The sequence below is a fragment of the Minwuia sp. genome, from assembly GCF_048263705.1.
GTDB lineage: Bacteria > Pseudomonadota > Alphaproteobacteria > Minwuiales > Minwuiaceae > Minwuia.
The window spans coordinates 56844-83033 of the sequence record NZ_JBLXDV010000003.1 but is presented as its reverse complement, the minus strand read 5'-3'; the positions used below and the strand labels follow the sequence as shown (position 1 = coordinate 83033).

The following is a 26190-nucleotide window of genomic DNA, read 5'->3' as shown; positions in this document are numbered from 1 at the left end:
CGGGGAAGCGGGCGAACTGCGCCGGCACGGCTGGTCCTGGCGGATTTGAGCATCATGGAAGTCAGACAGGTCGCAGGCGCCATCGGGGCCGAGATTTCAGGCGTCGATCTCTCCGTGCCACTGAGCGAGAATGCCGCGAAGAATATCCGCCAGGCGCTGCTGGATCATCTGGTGATCTTCTTTCGCGATCAGAACCTGACCCCGGCGCAGTTCAGGCAGTTCGCACAGAGTTTCGGCACGCCGGTCGAATACCCTTTCGTGAAGGGCATGGAGGCGTACCCGGAGATCATCGAGGTCGCCAAACTGGAGCATGAGCGCAACAATTTCGGCGGCATCTGGCACTCCGATACCGTCTATCTGGAACAGCCGCCGATGGGCTCGATGCTGCTCGCGCGGGAAGTGCCGCCCTTCGGCGGCGATACGCTGTTCGCCAATCAGTATCTGGCATACGAAGCGCTGTCTGAGCGATTTCGGACCATTCTGGACGGGCTTGTCGCGGTTCACAGTTCGGCCAAGGCGGATGTCTCGAAGACGCGGGAAGACCGGATCAAGTCCGGCGGCACAGCGGAAGCCGGGAAGGAATTCCTGTCAGAGCATCCGGCGGTGCGCACGCACCCCGAGACCGGCAGGAAGGCGCTTTTCGTCAATGTGGCGCACACCTCGCACTTCAAGGGCATGACCGAGGATGAGAGCAGGCCGATCCTGCAGTATCTGTTCCAGCACCAGATCAGGCCGGAATTCACCTGCCGTTTCGTCTGGCAGAAGGACTCGCTGGCCTTCTGGGACAACCGTTGCGCCCAGCACAACCCGATCAACGACTATCACGGCCACCGGCGGATCATGCATCGCATCACCCTGGCGGGCGATCGTCCGGCCTGAGCACGGGAATGGTGACCCTGCAGGCATCTAAAAAGACATTGATCGCATTGAATTTAATGAGAAATATGTTGCAGAGAAATTGTAAATACCAACAAAAATACCAACATCCAGCGGAAAGGAGTGTGCCGGTGCCTGGCAACTTTCAGTAGGCAACTGCACGTTTCGTGATCGGATGCCGACGATCGGGTCGTCGCACGCTAACTGGACTGCCAGAAGTAACCGGATGTCTGGTAGCCCTTCACAGGCTCGCCAAAGAACTGGCTGGCGGACAGGCCGGCGGCCTGAGCGGCCCCGAAACAGACATGCAAGGGGAGAAGGTGTTCTTCGCGCGGATGGCAGAAGCGGGCGCCCGGCACCTGTGCCCAGCCGACAAGTTCTCTGTGCTGCCGGGCATCATTCTGCTCCGGATCACAGATGATGCCGTCCATCCAGTCGTGAAAGGCCTTTGCGAGAGAAGGCCCTTCCTTTGCCTCGTCGAAGGACAGCCGCCCGATCAACGCGGGAATATTGTGGAAGCTGAAGCCTGAGCCGATCAGCACAATGTCGCCGTCTATCATTTCGCCGAGGGCCCGCCCGAATGCGATGTGTTGCCCGGGATCCAGCGATGAAAGCAGCGACATCTGCAGGATCGGAATATCGGCTTCGGGCCGCATCAGGAGCATCGGCACGAAGGTGCCATGGTCGAAACCGCGTTCGGCATCGAACTCCGGACCGAAGCCGGCTCTGGAGAGCCGTTCAGCCACAGTCGCCGCCAGTTCCGGCGCACCCGGCGCGGGATAGGTGATCTGGTAGGCAGCCTCCGGAAACCCATAGTAGTCGTAGAGCATTCCAGGCCGCGCAGCGCTGGAAAGACAGGGTTGCGCCATTTCCCAATGTGCCGTGACCACGATGATTGCCCTGGCCCCGGCAAGCTGGGGGCCCAGCGATGTCAGCGCGCTTGCAAGTCGGGCGTATCCCGGATCGCCCAACAGGGGCAGGGGGCCACCGCCGTGCGGAATGAAAAGTACCTTGCCCAATGCAGCGTCTCCTTGTGATCCGGTCGATTGCCGACGCGCGATCTATTTGGCGGTGGGATAGATGCCTCTTACCCGTCCGAACAGGCGCGTCAGGCCAAGAATGCCGTCGATATTAGGCGTCCCGATCCCGAGTCTCCGGCCGATCTCATGCACGGCGGTGACGATGGCGTCCAGTTCCAGGTCCCTGCCGGCCTCGGCGTCCTGCAGCATCGATGTCTTGAATGCGCCGAGTTTCGCGGTGACCTCGTGCCGTTCATCGGCGCTTTGCCCGATCGGGCAGCCGAGCCGGGTACCGATCTGCTGCGCTTCCATCATGGCCGCTGAACACAGGGTACGCACCAGCGGGTCGCCCAGTATCTGCTCGATGGTCGCGCCGGTAAGCGCGCTGACCGGATTCATGGTCAGGTTGCCCCACAGCTTGTACCAGATCTCGGTACGTACATCGATCGAGACATGGGTCATACACCCTGCGCCGCTGAACAGTTCCGCCAGTTCGGCGGCCCTGTTGCTTTCCCCGCCGAACGGTTCACCGATCAGCATCTGATGCCACATAACTTCCTGGACGAAGCCGGGTTCGATCCGTTTCGCGCTGGCATGGACAACGCACCCCAATACGGAATCGACTGTAAACGCAGTCGAGATGCGCCCGCCGGGATCGATGCTCTCCAGCGGTTTGTCGGCCAGACCAGGCTGGTTCTGGCAGAACCACCAGGGAATGCCGTTCATCGCCGGAACGACGATCGTCTCCGGCGTCATCAACGGCGCCAGGGCGGGGGCCAGATCACCAAGCGCCGGGGCCTTGACGGCAATCACCACGACATCCTGGGCCCCTAGTTCTCCGGCGGACTGGCTTGCGTTGGCGGGGGACGTAACAAGCTTCTCGCCGCTTTTCAGACGCCATCCATGCTGGCGCAGCGCGGCAAGCGTGTCCCCACGCGCAAGGGCCGAAACCCGAACTTGCCCGGTCGCGGCGAGACGCGCGCCGATCAGTCCGCCGATGGCGCCAGCGCCGACAATGCAGACTCGTTTCATGATTGCGACCTGGCCTTCTTCAGGTTCGCCTTGAAGTGCTCCGGCACACGTTCGTCGAAACCCAGGGCGACGCGCCGGACCTCAGGCGTATCAGCAGGCGGATGCCCGACACCCAGCGCACTGGCGCGTGGCGTATCGATTGCTGTCACGGTACCGCCGACCTTACCGAGGCCGGTAATCTCGCATTCCACGTGGTCGCCGGGACCGATGCTGCGGGAATGGCAGGGCGTGCCCATGCAGATGACGTCTCCCGGCTCCAGCGTTATGTGACGCGCGATATCGGCGATGATGTACTGCGGACCCCAGATGGTTTCGTCGCCAATGTGTGCCTGCTGGACGATGTGGCCGTTTACGTATGTCGTCAGTGTCTGCTCGAAGATGTTCACGCCCCGCGTGATGCCAGGGCCGATCGGCAGCAGTGTATCCGCGCCCTTGACCCGCAGCATGGAGCCTTGATCGGTGTCGCGGAAATCCTGCAATCCCATATCCAACAGGGGGCAGAAGCCTTCGATATGGTCCCAGGCCTCATCGGGCAGCACGTTGCGGCATGTCCGTCCAATGACGACGGCATACTCACCCTCATAGTTCAGGTAGGTGCAGTCGGCCGGCTTGAGAATCTGGCCACCATGGCCGTTCAGCGAGCTTGGCGGCTTGGTGAAATAAGTGGGCGTTTCCGTCGGCTTCGGCTTGTTGCGTGTCTCCATGCTGCGTGATGTGTAGCAGATGTGCGCGGCAATGATCTTGGTAGGGCTGACGGGGGGGAGATAGGTCGCCGCCCCGGCGTCCAGCAGACGTCCGTCATCGAGGCGCAGTTTGCCAACGTCGCTGCCACCTTCGACCATCGTGCCCCAGTAGGCCGACCCGCCGATCAGAACACGGCGGCGCTCCACGCGCGGGCCCCGCATGATCGCGGGCAGTTCCCTGATCGGATATTCCATCATGCCGCTCCCTGTTCATCGAACCAGATGTGAATGTTACCTGTGCCGCGGGCGTTCTCGTAGGCCGAAAGGGGTACGCCTTCGGCCCTGCAGTCGGTTCCCCCGAGCGCGCCAAGCATCTGCAGGTAGTGACCGCCCCAGGCTTCCCAGAAATGCGGCATGAAATCAGTCTCCCAGCCATCAAGAATCTGGTCGTGGCAGCCCTGTTTCATCAGTTCGATCGCACGCTTGTCGCTTGCGGCGGCTTCCGGGGAGGAGACGTTGCTCTCGTGAAAGACGCTGGGGTGATTGGGTTTCCAGTCGATATCCGTCATGCGGTGGCTGAGTGCGCCAGAGGCCAGGATGATCACGTTCTGCTCGCCCTGCCGGATTGCTTCTCCGATGATCTCACCGGACTTCAGGAAATGCTCGGGCCGGCAGTTCTGACAGATGCTGGAAGAGACGACCGGAATATCGCTGATCTCAAGCCGGAGATGTTTGATCAGGTTGATGGTCGGATAGTGGCGGGCAAGATCCGGGTTCAGAACCGCCCGGTTGTAGCCGCCCATCTTCTTCGACATGGCTTCGACACCAAGCGCGAACTCAGGGTCACCCCGGTACTTGTAGGGCACGCCATAGAGGTACCAGGGCATCTCGTCGGAGAGATACGTCCCCTGATAGCCCTCGCCACCGTCGATCAGGTGATACCCGGTCGAGAACCAGTGCGTGTCGAAGATCAGGATCAGGTCCGGCTTTGCCGCCTCGATCCTCTCCCGCAGGCGCGCGTAGCCGGCGATCAGATCCGAATCCGTACCAGCGCCCATCAGCCGCCGCATGTCTTCGCTCTGCATCAGGCCGGGCTGATGCGACACCAGCGCGGAACCAACTATTCTGCCCATATCGGTTTCCCTGTTTCTCAGCGTTGGCTGAAACTGGCTTCAAACGGCTTCTTCGGCACCACAACATCCTTGATGTTGCAGAAGAACTCGAAGCTCCAGTCGCCGCCTTCGCGGCCGATGCCGCTGTGCTTGATGCCGCCGAACGGCGCATCCAGGTCCCGGATGCCGAAGCTGTTCACCCAGATGAATCCGGTCTCCATGCGCTTTGCCACTTCGGTTGCGTGACCTTCGTCGCCATAGCAAACACCACCCAGCCCATAGTTGGTGCCATTTGCCAGTTCGACGGCCTCGTCGTCAGTCTCGAAGGTCTGCAAGGTCAAAACCGGGCCAAACACCTCGTTCTGGACGATCTCCGAGTCCTGGCTGACGTTGGTCAGCATGGTCGGGCTGTAATACTGCGCGCCAAATGGATGCTGCTTGCCGCCCCACAGCAATTTGGCGCCATCGGCGATTGCCCGGTCGACGAAACCGCTGACCCGCTCCACCTGACGGGGGTGGATGATAGGACCGATTTCGGTTTCCGGCTCACGCGGGTCGCCGATGCGCAGCCCGTCCGCATAGCCCCGCATCGCCTCGACAAACCGTTCGGCAATGCTGGAATGAACCAGAAACCGGGTTCCGGCCAGGCAGACCTGCCCGGCGTTCCTGTACATCAGCGCGCCGGTCGCGGCGGCCTTGTCGATGTGGGCATCCGCCAGCACGATGAACGGCGACTTGCCGCCGAGTTCCAGACTGACTGGGACCAGATTCGCGCCTGCGACCTGAGCGATCTTCTGGGCCGTCGGCACCGAACCGGTGAAGGAAATCCGGGCAATTCTCGGGTCGGACACCAGGCGATTACCCGTTGTAGCACCGTACCCCTGCACGATGTTGAGGACACCTGGGGGGAGGCCCGCTGCATCCGCACAGTCTGCCAGCAGGGACATGGTCAACGGCGCCCACTCCGGTGGCTTGATGACGACCGTATTGCCGGCTGCCAGAGCGGGTCCGAGCTTCCAGGTCCCCAGCATAAGGGGTGCATTCCATGGCGTGATGATGGCCGTTACGCCCGCCGGATCGTGGCGGACGATATGATGTGCCTGCGCCGTGTCGATTGGCCGGTCCTGCAGGCTGAGTGCGTGCTCCGCAAAGTGGGTGATGTTCAGCATCGCCCGCGGAACGACACCATGACTCATCCGGGAGAGCAGGACGCCGGCGTCATTGCTCTCCAGCTGACAGAATGCATCGGCGCGTTTGCCGATTTCTTCGGCCAGCCGGTCCAGAAAGACTTTTCGATCCGCTGCCGAGAGCGCGCTCCACGCGGGAAACGCGGCCTTGGCGGCGGAAACGGCCTGATCGACGTGCTCGTCCAGACCCTCGGCGATCTGACCGAGCAGCCGCTGATCAATCGGGCTATGAAGATCAAAGTATCGGGTCGATGACACGCGCTGGCCATCGATATAGTGGTCAGGGGACACGCTGATGTCCGCGACGCTGAGAAGTTTGCCCATCTGAAAGCCTTTCGTGCGGTTCGACCGCTTACTGTTTGGTCTTGTTCTGCTCGACGACGAGGCGCTTCTCGGCCCGGTCCTGCAACGCGTCGAGCTGATTGCGGAAGCCCTGCTGATCGACCAGCGGATGCGGGTCACCGGCCTTGCGAGTGCTCAGGCCCGCAGCAGATTCCGGCAGGCCCGTGGAAAAGCCGTGGGTCGTGAGGTGCAGTTCGACCGGTTTTTCCTGTGCCTCGGTCAGCGCGCGGATGCGTTTGACGCTGGCGATATAGGCTTCCACCTGTTCCGGTCCGCGTATGGCATTCAGACCCAGCCCGCCGACTGTGAAGGCACGATAGCTGGTTTCGCCGTCCTGGACGTCATAGGCATATGAAGCGGTTCCCATCGTGTGGCCGGGCGTCTCATAGGCCTGAATGGCAACATCACCACCCTTCACGATCTGACCGTCAGTCAGAACCATGTCCGTCTCGATCATCGGCCAGGGAAACGGGCGCTTGGCAGCGGAACCGGCCTGTGCCTCGGCCCACCCGCCTGCGGTCATGGCATAGCGGGTGCCGGGTGCCAGCACTTCCTTCAGTTTCGCCATGCCACCCGCATGGTCGAAATGGCCATGTGTAACGACAACAAGCTTGATATCCTGCGGGTCAAGGCCAAGCGTCTCGATGTTCTGCAGCAGCCGATCCGTGTAGGAACCATACAGGGTGTCGAGCAGGACATGTCCGTTGGGCGAGGTGATCAACCAGGCGGATACCCAGCAAACCCCGACATAGTAGACATTGTCGAACGCCTGATATGGCTCGATATTCTGGGCCGCCGGGTTACGCAGGAACTTGCCGAGGTTCGGGGGCATCTTGCCCGCTTTTCCGAACTCGATGAAGTTGGCCATGATGGGATGCGACTCGCACTTGTCGGTCAGAACCGGCGGCTCGGCCAGTACAGGCGAAGCCAGAAAGCCGAGCGCTGCAAGGCTCAGGATCATTCTGCGAAACAACATGATGGATTTCCTCCTCAGGTGAACTGGACAGAAATTGAACCGAGCGGACCGTAGTCCGCGTGAAAGCTGTCGCCGGCGGCGCAGGGGACCGGCCGGGTGAACGAGCCACCCAGTACGATCTCGCCGGCCTCAAGCCGCTCACCATGGGGCGCGAGCTTGTTGGCAAGCCAGGCAACACCATTGCCGGGATGATTCAGGACGGCGGCACCTAGGCCGGACTCCTCGATGATCCCGTTCTTGAACAGCAGCGCGCCCGCCCAGCGCCAGTCCACATCGTCAGGCCGCATCGGTCGGCCGCCCAGAATGATGCTGGCGTTGGCTGCGTTGTCGGCGATTGTATCCGTGACCTTCCGGGGCACCCGGGTGTTCCGGTCCAGTTGCTCGATCCGCGCATCGATCAGTTCCAGGGCTGGCATCACATAGTCCGTGGCGTTCAGGACCTGGATCAGCGTGACGTCAGGACCGGTCAATGGTTCGGCGAGTACGAAAGCGAACTCCACTTCCAGGCGGGGCACCAGATACCGGGCCGCCGGGATACGCGCGCCATCAGGCAGCAGCATGTCGTCCAGCAGGGTGCCATAGTCCGGCTCCTCGATGCCGGACGCCAGCTGCATGGCGCGTGAAGTCAGACCGATCTTGTGGCCGATCACGCGGCGGCCTGATGCCAGCTTCAGCCTGATCCATTCGCGCTGGATCGCATAGCTGTCCTCGATCTTCAGATCCGGAAACCGTATGGAGAATTGCTCTATGGGTTGCTGACTCTTTTCAGCCTGGTCCAGTTCACGCGCAAGCACCAGATATTGTCCGGAATCCATGCGGCCGCTCCACTGTACAAGTTTTCATCCCGGTGGCTCGCAGGCCAACAGCGATCATTTTCAGCGCCAGCACCCATTTCAACAATCGATGAATTATTGCTTATTGATTAGTCATGCTTAATAATTGGTTATGTCCCTGACACGCGTGACAGTCCGGCAACTGGAAGCCTTCGTCGCCGTCGCGCGGCAACGCAGCTTTGCCGCCGCCGCCAACGATCTTGGCCTGAGTGCCTCCGCGGTAAGTCAACTGGTATCCGAGCTGGAGGAAACTTTCGGATTCCGCCTGTTCGACCGCACGACGCGTCGTGTCGCCTTGTCCAGCTCCGGACGGGATCTGCTGGGCCAGGCTCAGTCCACGATGCGGAATCTCGGTCTTGTGGAATCCTTCGCCGAGGACATTCGCAATCGGGCGGCAGGCGTGGTCCGGATCGGCGCGCCGCAGGTGCTTGCCAGTACCCTACTGCCGGCAGCCGTCCGGGCGTTTCGTGAACTGCATCCCAAGGTGATCATCTACATCCGGGATGTTGCGGTCGAACAGATGGTCGAACGGATCTCGACCGGTGATCTCGATCTCGCCATCGGTCCGGATCGCCCGGCAGACGACGCTGTCGCGAACGAACTGGTGTTCGACAGTCCATGGGTGCTTTGGTGTGCGGCTGATCATCCGCTGGCGGCGCGGCCGGTGCTGGAATGGTCCGACCTGAGGGATATCGATCTGGTTGCTGCGGGACGGGATCACGAAGTCAGTGTCGCGCAGATGCGCACCGGTGGTTCGCACTCCGACCCCGTCACACCCGCTGATGTGGTGGAGAATATCACCACGGCTCTCGGCATCGCCGCCGAGGGTCTGGCGGCGACTCTCAGTCCCGCATATGTCGGCGTTGCGGCCACGCCGCGCGGGCTGTTGATGAGACGTATCCGAAACCCCGAGGTCATCCGGAAAGTCTGCCTCTATCGCCCCGAACTGCGCTCCATTCCACCCGCGGCGGAAGCTTTCGGTGAGTTTCTCGTCTTGTGGGCACGGCACTGGAACGAGAGGACCATCCTTCGGTATTTCTGAGAGACGCCCCTCCAGGCTGTTGCCCGCCGAAAGGGCAGCCGGTCATTGCAAAAACCGGCAAGCATGCCCGGTCGAGGTTGATCGCAGGCTAATCGAGTTGCGCATCCTGGGTATCGGTAGTCGTATCCCCCGCCCACCTTGCGGCCAGATGGACGAGTATGATGATCATCGCGAGGGGTACCGAAACGGAAATCCAGACCATCGGAATACCCAGGGTATCGGCTGTGAGGCCGGACTGCCGCATCAGGTAGCCTTTCGCAAAGCCGCCACGCAGTCCGACGAAACAGAAATAGATGACAGGCAGGACAAATGTCAGGATCGCCGCGCTCTGGATGGCTTCGGCGCAGAGGCCGAGAAAGCTGGGGCGCCTGGGAAAGACACTGTCCATGAGGACAGCGTCCGACCTGGTTTTAAATGACAGGGTTGCGCCCAGTAGGCCGGTCCAGACCATCGCGTAGCGTGCGACATCCTCTGTCCATATGGGCGGCGCAGAGAAAATGTATCGCGCTACAATCTGTATCATCACGACCAGGAACATGACGCAGATTGCCAGAACGGCAATCCGACGCGTGACCGCATGAAGGTTATTGCTTGCAGCCAGGATTGTTCGGCGCATCGTTTGTCCCTCCGGACAACGGGAACGGGTTGTTGGCCCAACCCGTCCCCATCTCATCCGTCAACGGTTGTTGTTGGACAGGTCGACCCAGGTCTTCACGTCTTCGGTCGGCATGAGCCCCGAGTCATAGACCGGCTTGGAAGCTTCCCTGAAGGCTGCCCGTTCGTCGGCCGACAGGCGCTGAACGGTCACACCCTTCTCTTCTAGCGCTGTCAGGCCCCTGACCGAGGCTTCAGCTTGCCAGGTCCGCACGGCCGCATCGGCAGCGACAACAGCCGCGTCAACTGCGGCACGATCCTTGTCGGACAGGCCATCGTACCAGGACCTTGAGATAATCACGGCGCGCAGGGGAATGATGACGCCAGCATCCGCGAAGTTCTTCACAAAGTCTGTCTGGCCAAACATCACCGGCACGAACGGGGAGTTGAGATAGCCATCGATCACGCCCGTCTGCAGGCCGGCAGGAACTTCACCCCACGGGACGATGGTCCCGCTGGAACCCCAGGCGGTGTACATGGCGATCTGTGCATCATCCAGTGCCCGCATGCGAAGCTTTGCCATGTCGGCGGGTGACCGGACCACAGCATCGGTCGTGATGATTCCGGAGGCCGGCCCAAGCGGCACCAACGACACCAGCATTACATCCTGCTTTGCCAGATTTTCGTTCACCCGATCGAACACCTTGCCTGCGGCGAGAGCCCGATCCATGTGAGCGAGGTCGTCAAAGATGTACGGCAGGCGAACGCCGTAGATGAACGGATCGACCTGAGCGACCGCACGGACGTCCGACATCGAAACCTCAAGCAGACCGGTCGAGGCCTGATCGAATTTCTCGGCTTCGTTTCCGACAGATCCACGCGGCATTTCCCGGACTTCCATGCCGGCAGCCGTCAGGGCCGAACCAAAGGCCTGGACCCAGTTGTAGGAACCGGAGGTGTCCAGATTCGGTTTGGTATCGAGTGCGATCTTGACCTCTGCGTTTGCAGTGGTCGCGAGAGCCAACATTGCCGTAATGGCGAATGCTTTCAGCTTCATTTGAGTTCTCCCTTGTTGAGTTCTAGTCGACCGAAAAACCGAACAGGCGCGGCAAGGTGAGGCTGATCGACGGCCAGTAGACCAGGGCCAGCAACAACAGCACCTGAACGACGATGAATGGCAGCGCGGCATAGGCCAGCCGCCAGTAGTTGAGTGAGGTCAGCGCCGACACGACAACCAGGCATTTGCCCAGAGGCGGCGTGATCAGACCGACGCAGAGATTGAAGCAAAGCACAATGCCCAGATGGATTGGACTGATCCCCTGCTCCAGGGCCTGAGGCGCGAACAACGGGATCAGCAGCGTCAGGGCCACAGGCGTATCCATGAACATGCCCGCAATCAGAAAGATCGCGACCAGGAAGATCAGGTAGTTCGTGCCGGTAAGCCCGAAAGACTCGACCCAGCTTGCCAGTAGCTGTGACCATCCCAGTTGGCCGGCGAGATAGCCGAGGACGGAAATTGCGGCGAGAATGATGAAAATCGTACCCGTCATTCGGGCCGTTGCTTCGACAGCATCGAAGATCATTCGCCAGGTCAGCCCCTTGTAGAACTGACCGGCCATCAGAGCGAAAAGAACCGCGATGGCGGAGCCTTCAGTCGGCGTGGCCAGCCCGAAAACAAGTGAACCCAGGATCACCACCGGAAGACAAAGGGCAGGCGCCGCATTCAGCAGGCTTGGGAGGAACCGCGGCAGGTCGTCGGACTTTCCGCCTGGATGCCCCTTGACGAACGCTATTCCGGCATTCAGCAGCATCAGGGCCGCGGCCAGCAGGAGTCCGGGCAGGACGCCCGCCACAAATAGTGCGGCAACCGATGCGCCGGTAAGGCCGCCGTAGATGATCATGATGATCGAAGGCGGTATGATCGGCCCGATCATGGACGATGCGGCCGTCACGGCGCCGGCGTAGTAGGGGTCGTAACCCCGCGCCTTCATCTCCGGCACGAAGATGCGGGAGAGTGCCGCGCTGTCGGCGATGGCGGAACCGGAAATGCCGGCAAAGAACACGCTGGTAAGAATGTTCACATGACCCAATCCGCCGCGAAAACGGCCCATGATCGACAGGGCAAAGTTGATCAGGCGCTGCGTCACGCCGGCCCGGCTCATTATCTCGGCGGTCAGTATGAACAGCGGCATCGCCATGAAGGCGAAGACGTCAAGCTGGGCGAAAATGCGCTGCGGAAGGATCGAAAGGAACTGCGCCTTGTCGACCGCAATGAACGTCAGGACCGAGACCGAACCCATCAGATAGGCGAAGGCGGTGCCGCTTATCAGAAGGATCAGGAAGATGATGGGAATGACGTACATTGCTACACCGCGCTCACACAGCTGTCTTCATCGACAGCGGCTCGGCCTGTGTCGATGATTTCAGGATGGGTGGATGGGTAACGATCGACCTGAGGTCCATGGTCGACGGGGCAATGCGGGCCACATCCGGCACGGGACGGGCAGTCTCTGAATCGGAGGCGAACAGCGCTTGCAGCGCCTTTGCCGCCGACAACAGACTCTCATCGCCCCGGGTTGGGCCCAGCATCTGAAGGCCGAATGGCATACCGTATGGATCTCGCCCCGTGGGGATTGTGATCACCGGTCCTCCGATGAGCGAGCTCCGATAACTCAATGCCAGCCAGCGATAGTAGATGTCCATCGCCTGTCCGTTGATCTCCGCGGGGTGAGATTGCATCCAGGGAAACGGAGATACCGGGCTCGTGGGCATGAGGATAACGTCGTAATCACGCATCAACGCGTTGAATTTACGTAAGATTCGGGTTTGTTCACCGTGGGCCCATGCCCTGTCCGCCAGCGACATGGACAGGCCCAGCTCGACGTTCTCTCTGATGTGCTCGCCGAAGGCATCCGGTGTGGCTTCCATCGCATCTGCGAAAGCAGCAACAAAACTCTCCCCGCGTAGAATGTCGAATGTGCGATCCAGTTCGCCCAGGTCGAGTTCGGCCCGATGGCATGATCCGACATGGTTCTCCAGCAGCCTGATCCGCGTCCTGAAGGTCTGCCGGATGGCCGGGTCGACGGGCAGATCGCCAAAATCCTCGCTGAAGCCCACCCGCAGACTCTTGAGATCAGCCGGTGGAAGCGCCGCAGGGTTGGGCACGGCGCCGGCGACAGACAGGGGATCATCCGGATCGTCGCCCTGACATACGCCGAGCATCAGACACAGATCGTCCATTGTTCGGGCCATCGGACCGAGTACGGAAATGCCAGACCATCCCAGGGGCCGGGTCGGATGGGCGATGACGCCAACAGAAGGCCGATAGCCAACGATACCACACAGTGCTGCCGGTGTTCGCAGGGACCCGCCTGTATCGGAGCCGGTACACAATGGCAGCAGTTCAGCCGACAATGCCGCCGCAGAACCACCCGACGAGCCTCCGGCAGTCAGGTTCGGATTGAACGGGTTGCCTGTTGCGCCCCAGACCGGATTGCGGCTGTTTCCGCCAGCGCCCAGCTCGGGAACATTCGTCTTTGCCAGAATGATGGCCCCGGCGGTGCGCAGTTTGGCGACCATCGGGATATCCTGCCGGGGGACGTGCCCACGCGCCCGCACACTGCCATACGTCGTCAGCAATCCCCTAGTGTCCTGGAGATCCTTCACGCCGATGGGTAGGCCATCAAGCGCGCCCTTCGGTCTGCCGATCTGCCATCTGCGAGTCGCATTGGCCGCCTCCGATATCGCGCTCTCGGCATCAATGGCTGTCAGCGCATTGATCTTCGGGTTGATGGCGGAAATCCGGGAAAGACAGGCGGAAACATATTCAGTGGGGGTCAGACTCCGTTGCTCGAATCTGGCGAGAATCTCAGTGGCTGAGAGTGCAACAAGTGCCGCAGGGTTCACGACCAGACCCCGCCATCCGTTTCGCCCAGATACAGCACGCCCAAAGCCCTCCCAACTTCTAGTCAGGTTATGATAATTGGGCTTGATGGCTCAAAATAATGAAAAATCGCATCAAAACATTAATCAAATGGAATGGTTTGCAGTTCTCCCGTTGTTTGTTGCAGACATTTCAGGAACAGCGACAGCGTACCGTTCTCATGCACCCGGTCCGCGCGCCAGAAGCAGCGCGCCTCGGACAGCAGCCCCTGTGTGTCCAGTGACAGATTGACGATTTCGCCGCGGGTCGCATGCCTTTGCGCCAGACGTTGTGGCAGAAGGCCAAGCGCGGGCATGACTCTGAGGATCTCGAGATTGAGTGTAAGAGAAAGCGAAGCAATGATGTTGCTGGGAGGTGTCAGGCCATGTTCGGCGAACAATGCGTCAACGGCGCGCCGGGCCACCGAATTTCCCTGTGGCATGATCCAAGGCGATCCTACGACATCGGACCATTCCAGATTCTCTCTCTGTGCCAGCGGATTGTCACGTCCTGCAACGACGACGATAGGTTCTGAAAACAGCGACATCTGACTGATGCCGGGCAGTTCCTGTGGCTGCCATATCCGTGCAATCAATACGTCGATTGATCCGGCTTCCAGCGCCGGTACCAGTTCGACAAAGTGTCCTTCGGAAACCGATACGGTTGCCAGGGGTGCGCTGCGTTTGAACAGGGAGATGGTGCCAGGCAGCAAGGTCGGCGCGACCGAACTCACGACGCCTATAGAGACCGACCCCGAGACGCCACTCGCCATTGCTTCGATATCGAAGGCAGCCCGATCGAGTTGATTCAGGACCTGCCGCGCATGATCGGCCAGCCGGCTGCCCATGGCGGTGAGATAGAGCCGATTTCGATCACGCTCCACAATTGGAACGCCAATGATGTTTTCCAGATCGGCAATCTGCTTGGATACAGCCGGTTGCGTGACATTCAGGGTCTCCGCGACCCGCGCAACCAGCTTCAGGTCTGCCAGTGCCGCAATCACTCGCAGATGCCTGATCGTTATGGCCTTCTGGAACTCATTACCAAGGATGGCCTGCCCCCCATCTGCGTGTTCTGAATGCGCGTAGTCCCGCGCGTTCCAACTGTCTCGACAACAATAGGCCAACACAGGTCAGCCTTGAAACGATGCAATCTGATTCATTCCGAGCTGAAACCTGGTCGTTGTGTGATGTGACATGATCAGGGGGTGCGCTCGCGACATGGTGGCACGAGGATTGGAGTATCATCCCCGGATCGCCCTTGCTTCGCGCCTGAACGCCGCAACAATCCTCTCGATGGCGGCATCATCCAGTTGATCAAAATCCTCGCCCTCGGTCCCTTGTTGGGATTTCAGCGCTGTCATGATCTCGGCCTGCCGTTCGCCAGAAACGACGCCGTAGCTCGTGAATGTCGTCAGCACCTGTTCGTGACCCAGGCTCTGACTCCACGCCTTGAACTCTTCGGGTGTCCGACAAATACGCTCACCGAGCTGCACCAATGTCTTTCGGAAGCTGTGCGGGTTGAAATAGGTCAGGCCGGCCGCTTCGAAGACATTCTTGAAGATACGTCGAATCGGGGTGGCATTAGTCCAGTGCTGACGCTCCAACCCGACGGCCGCAAACACACCGGCTTCGTTTAACGCTACCTGGGTCGCAGGAAACAGGGGATCGTCGTCGCCGAACAGCAGATTGGTGCGAAGATGGGCGAAGTATTCGATCACAATGACTTCGATGTCGTCACCAACAGGAAAGAACGAGGAGGTGAAAGTCTTCGCCCGCTTAGTCCGCACCTCCCGTGCATCCTGATGGACCAGCCGGCGTTCGACATCCACATGCTTCAATGACATGGAGGCGATGGCGTTGTCGCGCGCGCCGCTCAGCAGCGTGAAGGCGATCAGGGCCCGGTCGCGCAGCTGAATGTCAGTCTCTGTCGGTATCCCCGCGATCGCTTTACGAATCTGCTCCAACGACGGCACCGGTCTCTCACGCACCGCGCGTGCGATCCGCGTGTCGTTGGCGGACAGGTTGAAATATTCCGCATCCGAGTACCCGATGCGTGAGCGATAGCCCTGCTTACCCGCCAGCCACTGGAAGAAGGCCTTCAATGCCATCAACCGGCTGCGCACGGTCGCCTTGGCCAGCGGCTTGCCGCTTTTGGGATTGATCTGATCGGCAAGATCACGCTTGAACTTCCGGGCCTGTTCGATGTGGAACTTCTTGAAATCCCGGTATCCGGTGGAAGCCTCGAAAGCCGCGATGGCAGCGGCGGCCTGATCGACCGATGCCTCTGAGAGACGCTTGGCTTCCCGCAGATACTGAAGATGCCGGCGCTTGATACGCTCATTGTCCGGGTGATGCTTACGCATGGGTTTCTGGCTCCTGTTCGATGTGATCATTCAGGCAGGGGGAGGATCACTCCCCTAAGTGTCCTTGAGCCTGTGGATCGGAGATCTCGAAATTCGCCGAGAATGAGGGCATCTGGCGTTCGGAAACCCGTCGGTGCATGACCGCCTGGCAGACATCACAGAGCGCCCGAATGTTCAGGCTGGAGACGTTGCGGCTCCTGATCTCCACCATCCCCAGCGCAGGTTGGCGCGGCGCGCGGCACCGAAGGCAATAGAACTCGCCGGGCCCGCACCTGACTTTCGGCCGGCGCTGCTTCTTCAGAAACTCGATAAGGTCGCTGCCGAGGATAAGATGTGGTTTCTGATCCTTGATGACTGGTAGCCCCTTCGCAATCAAGCGGCGTATCGTGCTCTTGCTACAGTTCAGAAGCCGGGCAGCTTCATCGACCGTGTAGTTGCGATGCATCTTCACCGCCCGCCAGTTCAACTTGCCATGACCGGGCACAATCAATCGCCCAGCCGACGGAGCAACTCGCGGATGTCCTCTACCCGCCAGGCCGTGATGCGTGGCCCTAGTTTGACAGGCGCGGGGAAGCGGCCGGTTTTTACGCCATCCCACCACGTGGACTTGCTCACAGGCACAATCGGGGGCACGGGCGGATCAGACTTCGGATCGCCGATGATCTGGCGAATGCGGAGATAACCGGTCTCGGGAAGGGTATGCATGGTTCGACCTCGTTCAACAAAAGACGAGGCTGTATTGTGATGTCCGATCAGGTTCGTGTGCCAAATGGGACAACGCCAATCCCATTTGGGCTACCGAGCACGATTTGGGATATCGTTGCAACTGCCAGACGGTTAGCGATTGCTCTCATCGACCGACGTGTCTTGAGGCAGTAATTCTGCCCCCTGTCGCAGCCACTTCAAAATCGTATCCCGCTTCAGAGAAACGCCGACCCGATCCAGATCGTCAGAAATCTCCTTCGTGACATCGCTACGTGTGTCGGCCGGATTGTAACTGTATCCGCCCACAGCCATGCCAATCACCAGCCTGAGGAGGCTGGCTTTTGCCTTGGCATTGATGTCGTCATCGTCGTGAAGATGCTCACTGTTTTGCTGTGATAAGGTGCCTTCGCCGACGCCTGTCAACGCAATCTCCTTGGGAGAAATTGGTTCCACGACGCTCCCATCCGGTATGGCGGCCATGCGCCAGGCGCTATCGAACTTCAGTCCAACGTTCTCTGCCCAGGACATGAACTTCATCGGCGTGATGGGCATTGAGAGCTGGCCATCCCAACGGGCGCGCTTGGCAAGCTGCAGGTGGTGATCACCTGGATCGGGCACAACGAGGGCGGTTTCGCCTAACGCTGAATCAATCGTCCGAATGGCCTTGGCCGGGTCCTCGTTGTAAGCGAGCGCAATGCCTTCTTCGAGCGTCCAGCTTGACGCTCTTGCCCAAAGTGAAATCAAGCGATCACGCTCGACGATCCAGTCATTTGATCGCCCCAGCGTCTTCCGGATCGCAGGATCCTCGTCGTCTTCTTTATTTAAGAAGGCCATCCACCCATCCTGAACTCGAATCGGCATTTCTTCAATCGGAGCCAGTCAAGGCCGCTGCACTTGGAGATCACGTACCTCGTCAAGAAAGTCCGCCCACCATGTCATCATGGCAACCCGGTCATCCCAGTGCTCGCCGCGCGCATAGGCGCGCCGGACATCGTTCGCTTCGATGTGTCCCAACTGGCGTTCGATCACATCCGGTGCCCATTTGCCTGACTCGTTCAGCAGCGTAGATGCAGTCGCCCGGAAGCCGTGTGATGTGACTTCGTCCTTCCCATATCCCAAGCGCCTCAGTGCTGCGTTGAGTGTGTTCTCGGACATGCAACGCCGGGAGGAACGCACCGATGGGAATACGAGCGCCTCATTCAGGTGGAGTTCTTTCAGGTCTCGCAAAATGGCGACGGCCTGAGCAGGAAGTGGCACCCGATGCTCACGTCGCATCTTTGTCCTCGTGGCCGGCATGGTCCAGATCCCGGTATCAAGATCAAACTCGGACCATTCGGCTGCACGCAGTTCGCCCGGGCGTGGGAACAAGAGCGCCAACAGTTGGAGGCCCGCCCGCGTCATGATCTGGCCGTCAAACCCGTCGATGGCTCGCAACAGGCCGCCAAGTGCCCTGCGGTCCGTAATTGCTGCGTGATGTTTCACCTTCGGCGCAACCAGCGCACCCTTCAGCGCCACAGTGGGATCGTTCTCCGCCTTTGCTGTCGCGATTGCATAGCGCATGACGCTGCCAATGGTACTCCGAAGACGGCGTGCTGTTTCCAGATGCCCGCGTCGCTCGACCCGCCGGAGCACCTCAAGCACCTCGGCGGATGAAATATCGGTCACCGGCCGGTTGCCCAGCCTGTCGTTGGCCATGCCCAGCAGCCAGCGGACCTTGTCCAAGGTGACGGGCGCGCGGCCTTCCCGCTCCAGTTTCAGCAGGTATTCACTGCCGACGGCCTCGAAGGTGTTTTCCGCGTGGGCTTGTGCGCGGAGTTTCTCCTCCCGTTTCCGGTCACTCGGATCAATACCTTCAGCCAAAAGCCGCTTGGCCTCTTGCCGGCCCTCCCTGGCCTTCTCCAGCGAAACTGCCGGGTAGCCGCCGAGCGCAAGCGTCTTTTGTTTGCCGCTGTAACGATAGGCCAGTCGCCAGAGCTTTGATCCGCCCGATGTAATCAGCACGTGAAGTCCGCCGCCATCCGAAATCTTGATAGGCCTGTCTTGCGGCCTAGCGTTTCGTACTTTCGCATCCGTCAACGACATGTTGGTATCTCGCGCGCAGCTGGATTCCGTGTGCCAACATTAGTACCAACAGATTCACCGGATGCCAACGGATGTATTCGGACAATTCTGTTCCAGAAAGTTCATTAATGATCTGAAATCAAGGTAATTTTTATACGGTATTGGACAATGTCGGAGGTTGATTTGGCGACCCCTGCAGGACTCGAACCTGCGACCTACAGATTAGGAATCTGTCGCTCTATCCAGCTGAGCTAAGGGGCCGGTCCGGCTGATATATCAGCGTTTCCGGCCCGACGGAATAGGGCCTGCGGACGGTTCGGGGCTCTTAGCGTTTGCTTAACTGGGTCCGGCTAACCTGTCTGCAGTTTCGTTTGGACGGGTTGAGGATCGCCGCGTGTGCGCAGCCAAGCCAGCAATGGAAGTCAGCCTGGATCAGCTCACGATCCTGATCGCTGACGAGAATGACGGTTCCCGGCGGATCCTGAATGAACTGCTGCATGCCATCGGTGCGCGCGATCTGCATGCGACCAGCACGTTCGATCTGACCCAGCAGTTCATCAAATCCGAACCGGTCGATCTTTTCATCTGCGACTCCCATCTCGGGGGCGACAGGGGGGCCGCGCTGATCAAGGAAATCAGATCGATCGAAGGACATCCGAACGGCAAGATACCGATGCTGCTGACCTGTAGTCACACGCGGCTGCGCGATCTGCGCGAAGCCCGGGACTGCGGCGTGAACATGCTGCTTGCCAAACCCTACAGCGTCAGTTCGCTGTACGACCGGCTCGCCTGGATCGCCCACCGGCCGCGTCCCTTCGTCTGGGCCGAAGGCTACAAGGGACCGGACCGGCGATTCAAGGATGACGAGGTCGAGGAAGATCGCCGTGGCGACGGGGCTGCCAGTGCCGACGGCGAAAAGACAACGCAGGCAGCGTCATGATTTTTTCAGACCGCATCTGCCCGTCACGGGTGTCAGGAATAGTGTTCGATGACCAGTAATGTAAGAATCGAGAATGTGAAGACCCGCTTCACAGAGATGGCGACCAAACCGGCGCATGTCAAAAGGTCCGAAGCCCTGATGAAGGCCAACAGCGCCATGGTCGGCTTGAAGGATGAAGCGGGCGAATGGATCGACAAGGATATCGCGAGACTGTCCGAACTGGTCGGCGGCTGGAAGGCGGCGGGCCTGACCGATCCTGACACCAGCGACCAGGCCTATCGCACCGTCTGTTCGATCCGCGATACCAGCGGGCATTTCGGTCAGAACAGCCTTTGCCTGGTGGCCGACAGCTTCTGCGAACTGATCTTTCGCATGACCGAAGCGAAAGCCTTTCATGCAGAAGCTCTGCAGACCCACCTGAACGCGCTGAAGCTGGTCCACAGGTCGGACATGGACACGCTGCCTGAAGCCGCCGTCGCCCAGCTCGCCGCCAACCTCAAGAGCCTGACAGAAATTTTTCCCGATCCGGACGCGAAGCTGCGGCAGCAGAATGCCGATGCGCGTGCGGCACGGAAAAAGGAGGCCGAGGCGGAAGCCGCGGCCAGGGCAGCAGCCGACGCGGGTTAGAGCCCGAGTTTCTCCGCCAGACCGATCCGCTGCAGCTTGCCGGTCGCGCCTTTCGGAATTTCGTCCAGAATCAATATCTTGCGCGGTACTTTGAAGTCCGCGAGGCGGGTGGCGGCGAACCCGCGCACGGCTTTCTCATCGGCGGTTTCGCCTTCACGCAGCACGATGGCGGCGGCGACATCCTCGCCCAGTTTCGGATGGGGCATGGCGAAGGTGACGGCCTGGGCGACGGCGGGGTGATCCATCAGCACCTCATCCACCTCGCGCGGCGAGATCTTCTCGCCGCCACGGTTGATGATTTCCTTCAGACGTCCCGTGATCGTCAGATATCCCTCGGCATCAATGACCCCCTGATCGCCCGTGCGGAACCAGCCGTTGGTGAAGCCTTCGGCGTTCGCCTTCGGGTTGGCCTCATAGCCTCTGGTGACGTTCGCGCCCCGGATGACCACCTCGCCGGTCTCGCCCGCATCCAGAAGCCTGCCTTCCATATCCATGATCCGCACTTCGGGGCCGGCTGCGATACCCACCGAACCGGGCTTGCGTGCCGCAGGCGGCAAGGGGTTGGACGCCATCTGATGTGTGGCTTCGGTCATGCCGTAGCTCTCGATCACCGGGCAGGAAAAGGTTTCCTCCAGTTCGGCCATCACCTGCGGGGGCAGGGAGGAGGAGGACGAACGGATCAGCCGCAGCGGGTGCGCCCTGACGATCTCGGCGTTCCGGCCCGCACGGGTCAGGATCGCCTGATGCATGGTCGGTACTGCCGTGTACCAGGTCGGTCTTGCCGTCTCGATCCAGTTGAAGAAGCGCAGCGCGTTGAAGCCCGGGCTGCACCAGGTGCTGCCGCCAGCGGCCACCGATGACAGGACCGCGGCAATCAGGCCGTGAATGTGGAACAGCGGCATGATGTTCACACAGCGATCCTGTGGCGTCAGGGCCAGGGCCGCGCCGATATTTTCCGCACTGGCCACCAGATTGGACTGGCTGAGCGGCACGATCTTCGGACGCGATGTGGTGCCGGAGGTGTGCAGGATCAGGGCGACATCATCGGCTTCCGCCGGTCCGGGCTTGCCGGCGGCACCCACCGGCTCACCGTGCAGGTCGAACAGGCCGGCGGCATCCCCGGTGCGCGGGACCAGCCGGAAGACGGCAATGCCCTTCTTCTCGGCGACCGCGATCGCGGGGCTGTCCTCTCCCTGCTGCACGACCAGCGCCTTCGCGTTCAGGTCGGAGAGATAGAAATCGAATTCCTCGGCGCGATAGGCCGGGTTCAGCGGGGCCGTCGTCGCAGCGCAGGCGAAGGTCAGGAAGGCCGTGGCCATCTCCGGTCCGTTCGGCAGGACGATCCCGATGCGGTCGTCGCGGCCGATGCCCAGTGCGTTCAGCCTCGCCACCATTTCGTCGGCGAAGTCGCGCAGACCGCCGTGCGTCAGGTCGCTGCGATCCTCGGCACCGATGGCCGGCGCGTTCCGGTCGCCGGTGTCGAGCAGTGATCGGATGGTTTTCGCCATGGCGCGGCTCCCTTTGTGAGTGTCGAACCGGCTTCCTATCGCGTTCGGCGCAACGATTGAAGCGCTATCGTGCGCCCGGACGTGCCTCTGGCGTCGTTACCTCAAGCGCGCGCCCCGGTCGATCCAGTCCTGAAGCTTGCCGATATCGGTGCCACGCAGGGCGAAGGGGCCGCGCCGGCAGGCGATGTCCTCCGCGCTGCGGGCGAATTCCTGATCCAGCATCCATCTCGCTTCACGTGCCCGCAGGCCGCCACCGAAGTCTGTGCCCAGGTCCTCGTCACGGTGGCATGCACCAAGCACGTCAGGCGCGACGGGCCCGTGACGTGCCACCAGGCCGCGAATGTAGGCCGCATCGAGATGGCTGTAATTCGCGGCGAGCGTATTGGCGAACGCGCCGTAGCTGTCGCCGATATGCCCATCCGACGACAGACCCGCCCGCTCAACCGGCGGGATACCGCGCGCGGCGACATCTTGCAGGTATGAATCGCCCTGCCTGAGATCCTGAATACACGAGAAATCCGTTGGATCGTCATGGCATGTCGGTCCCGCGCGCACGTCCGGTGCAAGCGGGGTGCCGAACCAGTTTGCGTAGGTTTCCTTGAGATGCTCAAGCGCTTCTTCGGTGCCGGCTGTGCCGAGATATCGCTCCACAAGAACGAGGTCCTGATCCAGCGGCATAACGATGAGAGGTTCCCCGTCCGCGCACCTGAGGCGATAGGCGAATTCCTCGCGGAAGGTCCGCCGTGTGACGACCGCAACGGAGGGGGCGAACGCGTCGGGCGATGTCGAACCGGTGAGCGGAACATCGTCGGCTGATGCGGTGCGGTCAATCTGCAGGTCGCCGCCCCGGGCGATGAAATCACGTGCGAGCACGACGCAAAGACGGGAACTGTCGATCGACATGCAGCGAACCAGTTGTGCGGCGGCTTCCCTGACTGCTAGCGGCCTGCCAGCCTGATGGTTCGTCAGGTCGATATTTTCAGAGTTCGAACGGCCGCCGCCGATGAACCGCTTCAGGAATGACGGTTTTGCGGCGGCAAGGTCAACCAGCCGGACGGGCCTGACCAGGTGTGGTGCCAGTCGTTCGATGTCATCGATCAGGTCCGCATCGGAGCGCTGATTCACCCCCGGACGTGTGTCTGGGTAGAGCAGGTCGCGCATCGTGGGATGACCGCATCCGGTCACCGCATCGAAAGGCGGGGTCCATCGGATGCCGGGCTTTTCGAGATTCGCACGCCAGGCGATCCACGCTGCAAGAACACCCCTGAACCCGACTGAAAGGGGATGTGCTGTCATGGGCCGGTCGGATCAGGCCCCGAGCGTCGGGAAGGACCTGATGAAGTCGCGGATGCGCGGCTGGATCTCCGAGCGGAACCGGTTGCCGTTGAACACGCCGTAATGGCCGACATTCGCCTGGATGTAGTCGGCCTTCTTCTTGGCCGGTATCCCGGTGCAGATGTCGTGCGCGGCCTGCGTCTGCCCGATGCCGGAGATGTCGTCGTTCTCGCCTTCGACTGTGAACAGTCCGGTCTTCCTGATCTTCGAGGGATCGACCCGCCGTCCGCGATGCATCATCGTACCGTTCGGCAGATCGAACTTCTGAAAGATGACCTCGATGGTATCGAGATAGAAGGCCGCATCGAGGTCCAGCACGGACAGATATTCGTCGTAGAACCTGCGGTGCCCGTCGGTCGAATCGCCATCGCCCTGAATCAGGCTGTCGAAAAGCTTGCGGTGCGCATCGATGTGGCGATCCAGATTCATTGTCATGAAGCCGGTCAGCTGCAGAAAACCGGGGTAGACACGGCGTGTGAAGCCGGGATGGGGCAGGGGCACGGTGGTGATGACGTGGCTCTTGAACCATTCAAGCGGACGCGAGGTGGCCAGTTCGTTCGGTATGGTCGGGCTTTTCCGCGGATCGATGGGGCTGCCCATGATCGTCAGGGTTGCCGGCGTGCAGGGATCGTTGTCCTCGGACATCAGGGCCGTTGCGGCCAGCACGGCCGGTCCCGGCTGGCAGACGGCGACCACATGCGTGTTGGGGCCTAGCACGTGCAGGAAATCCATCACATAGTCGATGTAGTCCTCAAGTCCGAACTTGCCTTCGGAAACCGGTACCTGGCGTGCGTCCCGCCAGTCGGTGATGAAGACATCATGTTCGGGCAGCATGGCATTCACCGTGCCGCGCAGCAGGGTCGCATAGTGACCCGACAGGGGCGCAACGATCAGCACGCGCGGCATGTCCGCGGTCTTGGCGCTCATCACCGTCCGGTCCTTCTTGAAATATTTCAGCTGACCGAAGGGCTTGCGCAGCACGATCTGTTCGGTCACGGCCACCGGATGGCCGTCGACCAGAACCTCATCGATGTCGAAGGACGGCTTGCCGTAGCGTCGCGTGATGCTTTCGAAGACGTCGGCTGCCGCCGCGGTCGCCCGTCCCGGCAGGGTGAAGGCCGCCGGATTCATGGGATTTCGCAGCATGGCCTGCGTGACCTGCGCGGCGGCCCTGAACGGCGCGAAGGCCGCATGATTCATCTCGTAAAGCTGATAGAGCAAGCCGGAGTCTCCTGATCGGTGACAGATATGTGACGGGAGTATTTCATATTGCGCCGCACAATGTCACTCACCATCGTCACCATGCTGCATAAGATTCACTAACATACTGTCAAGATTGATGTTTCGTTGAATTCATGCGGATGAAGACGGAAATCCCGGTTACGGGAACCCGGACGGTTTTTGCGGCGCGGCGTTTCGAATCCTCCATTCGCCCCGTCCGTCGGATGACGGGGGCGTGAATTTGATCCGTCTCGAAAGCCGCTAAACTGCGGAACTGCAGTTCCCGGTTTGATGGAGGTTTTCACCATGTATGCACGCAGAACGGTACTGAAGGGCGCAGCGGCGCTGCCCCTGGCGGCGGTTCTCGCTGATCCGCTGCTTTCGAAAGCGGTCGCGGCGACGCTCAACGAAGCCGATCTCGTCACCAACGGCGGTCTGAACGTGAAGGGGTTCGTTGCGGTTCCCGAGGCTACACCGGCACCTGCGATCATCCTGATCCATGAATGGTGGGGGCTGAACGACCAGATCAAGGCTGTGGCGGCAGACTTTGCCAAGGCGGGCTACGTCGCAATTGCTGTCGATCTCTATGGCGGCAAGGTGGCGACCGACCCCGAGACCGCGCGATCCTACATGGGGCAGGTCAACGGCGAGGATGCCATCGACACACTGTCGAGCTGGATCGACTGGATCAAGCAGGAGCCGATCTGCAACGGCAAGGTCGCGACCATCGGCTGGTGCTTCGGAGGCGGATGGTCGCTCAACGCATCCATCGCCCGCGATGTCGATGCAACGGTCATCTATTATGGCAATGTCGCCCGCCAGGCTGCTGATCTGAAAGAACTGAAGGGGCCCGTGCTTGGTCATTTCGCCGAGTCAGACCAGTGGATCAACCATGAGATGGTCGACAAGTTCGAGGCCGAGATGGCCAAGGCGGGCAAGCCCGTCACGACCTACTGGTACGATGCCCAGCACGGGTTCGCGAACCCCACGACGGCCCGGTACGATCGCGAGGATGCCGCGCTCGCGTGGGAGCGTACCAGCGCCTTCCTTGCCAAGAACCTCTGACCCGAGAGGACAGGACAATGAAGCTTGTTCAGTATGAGGCGGCTTTCGGGCTTTCCTGTCCGAGTCCCTTCTGTGTGAAGGCGGAAATACTGCTGAAGATGGCGGGGATCGATTACGAGGACGTCCGCGTCAACGATCCGCGCAAGGGGCCGAAAGGCAAGCTTCCGGCGATCGAGGTCGACGGCCGCACCATCGGGGACTCCGAACTGATCCGGCAGGAGATCGAGAAGCGCACGGGATTCGATTTCGAGCCGGGACTGTCAACCGAACAGAAGGCCGTGAGCCATGCGTTCGCCCGCATGATCGAGGAACGGCTCTACTGGGCGATCGTCTACAGCCGCTGGATGAACGATGCGGCCTTCGAGGTGACAAGGCAGACCTTCTTTGCAGGCCTGCCGCCGCTGGTGCGGAACATCATCCCGATCGTCGCCCGGCGGCAGATACGGGGTTATCTGCACGGTCATGGGCTGGGCCGCCACAGCCGGGAGGAGATCATGGCGTTCGGCATCAGCGATATCGACGCGCTGGCGGCGTGGCTGGGCGCAAAGCCGTTCATGATGGGGGACGCGCCGAGCTATCTCGATGCGACCGCCTATGCGCACGTGTCGAATATCGTCGTGCCCGCCCACGATCAGGGACCGCTGGATCAGGCGGTCCGGAAACATCCCAATCTGATGGAGTATGTCGAACGGTGCAGGCTGCTCTGGTTCCCGGATCAGGCGGCGGCGTGACAGGGCCGCGAAGC

Annotated in this window: 26 protein-coding genes and 1 tRNA gene; 6 read left to right on the top strand and 21 right to left on the bottom strand. The window is 60.8% G+C overall.

Annotated features, from left to right (window positions below; all coding sequences use genetic code 11):
• Positions 1-54 precede the first annotated feature (54 nt).
• The gene (locus ACN0X7_RS05230) at positions 55-879 is read left to right on the top strand and encodes a TauD/TfdA dioxygenase family protein (RefSeq protein WP_417514840.1); all 825 of its coding nucleotides are present in this window, start codon (positions 55-57) and stop codon (positions 877-879) included.
• A 197-nt stretch (positions 880-1076) separates the two neighbouring features.
• Here ACN0X7_RS05230 and ACN0X7_RS05225 read toward each other — a convergent pair whose 3' ends face one another.
• Genes ACN0X7_RS05225 through hpaH form a run of 7 tightly spaced genes read right to left on the bottom strand, consistent with a single transcriptional unit; the run spans position 1077 to position 8042 of the window.
• Positions 1077-1895: a DODA-type extradiol aromatic ring-opening family dioxygenase gene (locus ACN0X7_RS05225; RefSeq protein WP_417514838.1), complete on the bottom strand. Its 819-nt coding sequence runs from the start codon at positions 1893-1895 to the stop codon at positions 1077-1079.
• Positions 1896-1937: 42 nt separating this feature from the next.
• Positions 1938-2927, bottom strand: a complete 990-nt coding sequence (locus ACN0X7_RS05220) for a 2-dehydropantoate 2-reductase (protein ID WP_417514836.1) — start codon at positions 2925-2927, stop codon at positions 1938-1940.
• Entirely contained in the window at positions 2924-3865 is a 942-nt protein-coding gene (locus ACN0X7_RS05215; RefSeq protein WP_417514834.1) for a fumarylacetoacetate hydrolase family protein, read from the bottom strand. The genes ACN0X7_RS05220 and ACN0X7_RS05215 overlap by 4 nt, the downstream gene beginning before the upstream one ends.
• Entirely contained in the window at positions 3865-4743 is an 879-nt protein-coding gene (locus ACN0X7_RS05210; protein WP_417514832.1) for an extradiol ring-cleavage dioxygenase, read from the bottom strand. Before ACN0X7_RS05210 ends, ACN0X7_RS05215 begins: the two co-directional genes overlap by 1 nt.
• Before the next feature lie 17 nt (positions 4744-4760).
• Positions 4761-6233 (bottom strand): aldehyde dehydrogenase, encoded by a 1473-nt coding sequence (locus ACN0X7_RS05205; protein ID WP_417515570.1) that lies wholly within the window; start codon positions 6231-6233, stop codon positions 4761-4763.
• Between the two features lie 28 nt (positions 6234-6261).
• Positions 6262-7227 (bottom strand): MBL fold metallo-hydrolase, encoded by a 966-nt coding sequence (locus tag ACN0X7_RS05200; RefSeq protein WP_417514830.1) that lies wholly within the window; start codon positions 7225-7227, stop codon positions 6262-6264.
• A gap of 14 nt (positions 7228-7241) precedes the next feature.
• Positions 7242-8042: a 2-oxo-hept-4-ene-1,7-dioate hydratase gene (hpaH, locus tag ACN0X7_RS05195; RefSeq protein WP_417514828.1), complete on the bottom strand. Its 801-nt coding sequence runs from the start codon at positions 8040-8042 to the stop codon at positions 7242-7244.
• A 130-nt stretch (positions 8043-8172) separates the two neighbouring features.
• Here hpaH and ACN0X7_RS05190 point away from each other — a divergent pair, with 130 nt between their 5' ends.
• Positions 8173-9102 carry a LysR family transcriptional regulator gene (locus tag ACN0X7_RS05190; protein ID WP_417514826.1) on the top strand — a complete coding sequence of 310 codons (930 nt, stop codon included), beginning with the start codon at positions 8173-8175 and terminating at the stop codon, positions 9100-9102.
• A gap of 88 nt (positions 9103-9190) precedes the next feature.
• On the opposite strand, the gene ACN0X7_RS05185 is transcribed toward ACN0X7_RS05190, so the two are convergent.
• From ACN0X7_RS05185 to ACN0X7_RS05135, 11 genes are all read right to left on the bottom strand, one after another.
• Positions 9191-9640: a TRAP transporter small permease gene (locus tag ACN0X7_RS05185; RefSeq protein WP_417515568.1), complete on the bottom strand. Its 450-nt coding sequence runs from the start codon at positions 9638-9640 to the stop codon at positions 9191-9193.
• 138 nt (positions 9641-9778) lie between these two features.
• Complete coding sequence (locus ACN0X7_RS05180; RefSeq protein WP_417514824.1) at positions 9779-10753, bottom strand: TRAP transporter substrate-binding protein; 975 nt, start codon at positions 10751-10753, stop codon at positions 9779-9781.
• A 22-nt stretch (positions 10754-10775) separates the two neighbouring features.
• Positions 10776-12059: a TRAP transporter large permease gene (locus ACN0X7_RS05175; protein ID WP_417514822.1), complete on the bottom strand. Its 1284-nt coding sequence runs from the start codon at positions 12057-12059 to the stop codon at positions 10776-10778.
• A gap of 13 nt (positions 12060-12072) precedes the next feature.
• Positions 12073-13602, bottom strand: a complete 1530-nt coding sequence (locus ACN0X7_RS05170) for an amidase (protein WP_417514820.1) — start codon at positions 13600-13602, stop codon at positions 12073-12075.
• Between the two features lie 119 nt (positions 13603-13721).
• Entirely contained in the window at positions 13722-14636 is a 915-nt protein-coding gene (locus tag ACN0X7_RS05165; protein WP_417515566.1) for a LysR family transcriptional regulator, read from the bottom strand.
• A 225-nt stretch (positions 14637-14861) separates the two neighbouring features.
• Complete coding sequence (locus tag ACN0X7_RS05160; RefSeq protein WP_417514818.1) at positions 14862-15983, bottom strand: tyrosine-type recombinase/integrase; 1122 nt, start codon at positions 15981-15983, stop codon at positions 14862-14864.
• Between the two features lie 46 nt (positions 15984-16029).
• A complete protein-coding gene (locus tag ACN0X7_RS05155; protein WP_417514816.1) occupies positions 16030-16428 on the bottom strand; it encodes a helix-turn-helix domain-containing protein in 399 nt (132 codons plus the stop codon).
• 41 nt (positions 16429-16469) lie between these two features.
• The gene (locus ACN0X7_RS05150) at positions 16470-16688 is read right to left on the bottom strand and encodes a helix-turn-helix transcriptional regulator (RefSeq protein WP_417514814.1); all 219 of its coding nucleotides are present in this window, start codon (positions 16686-16688) and stop codon (positions 16470-16472) included.
• 132 nt (positions 16689-16820) lie between these two features.
• Positions 16821-17522 (bottom strand): hypothetical protein, encoded by a 702-nt coding sequence (locus ACN0X7_RS05145; RefSeq protein ID WP_417514812.1) that lies wholly within the window; start codon positions 17520-17522, stop codon positions 16821-16823.
• Positions 17523-17567: 45 nt separating this feature from the next.
• Positions 17568-18770, bottom strand: a complete 1203-nt coding sequence (locus ACN0X7_RS05140) for a tyrosine-type recombinase/integrase (protein ID WP_417514810.1) — start codon at positions 18768-18770, stop codon at positions 17568-17570.
• Between the two features lie 163 nt (positions 18771-18933).
• Positions 18934-19010, bottom strand: a tRNA-Arg gene (locus ACN0X7_RS05135).
• 154 nt (positions 19011-19164) lie between these two features.
• Here ACN0X7_RS05135 and ACN0X7_RS05130 point away from each other — a divergent pair.
• Positions 19165-19689, top strand: a complete 525-nt coding sequence (locus ACN0X7_RS05130) for a response regulator (protein WP_417514808.1) — start codon at positions 19165-19167, stop codon at positions 19687-19689.
• A 48-nt stretch (positions 19690-19737) separates the two neighbouring features.
• Positions 19738-20316, top strand: coding sequence for a hypothetical protein (locus tag ACN0X7_RS05125; RefSeq protein WP_417514806.1), 579 nt, complete (start codon positions 19738-19740; stop codon positions 20314-20316).
• Here ACN0X7_RS05125 and ACN0X7_RS05120 read toward each other — a convergent pair.
• The 3 genes from ACN0X7_RS05120 to ACN0X7_RS05110 form a co-directional block, all read right to left on the bottom strand.
• On the bottom strand, positions 20313-21824 hold the full coding sequence (locus ACN0X7_RS05120) for an acyl--CoA ligase (RefSeq protein WP_417514804.1): 1512 nt from the start codon (positions 21822-21824) through the stop codon (positions 20313-20315). The two genes, ACN0X7_RS05125 and ACN0X7_RS05120, sit on opposite strands and share 4 nt — an antisense overlap.
• A gap of 96 nt (positions 21825-21920) precedes the next feature.
• Entirely contained in the window at positions 21921-23120 is a 1200-nt protein-coding gene (locus ACN0X7_RS05115) for a hypothetical protein (protein ID WP_417514802.1), read from the bottom strand.
• A 12-nt stretch (positions 23121-23132) separates the two neighbouring features.
• A complete protein-coding gene (locus tag ACN0X7_RS05110) occupies positions 23133-24380 on the bottom strand; it encodes a polyhydroxyalkanoate depolymerase (RefSeq protein WP_417514800.1) in 1248 nt (415 codons plus the stop codon).
• A 306-nt stretch (positions 24381-24686) separates the two neighbouring features.
• On the opposite strand from ACN0X7_RS05110, the gene ACN0X7_RS05105 reads away from it, so the two are divergent.
• A complete protein-coding gene (locus tag ACN0X7_RS05105) occupies positions 24687-25445 on the top strand; it encodes a dienelactone hydrolase family protein (RefSeq protein ID WP_417514798.1) in 759 nt (252 codons plus the stop codon).
• 17 nt (positions 25446-25462) lie between these two features.
• Positions 25463-26176 carry a glutathione S-transferase family protein gene (locus tag ACN0X7_RS05100; protein ID WP_417514796.1) on the top strand — a complete coding sequence of 238 codons (714 nt, stop codon included), beginning with the start codon at positions 25463-25465 and terminating at the stop codon, positions 26174-26176.
• Positions 26177-26190 lie beyond the last annotated feature (14 nt).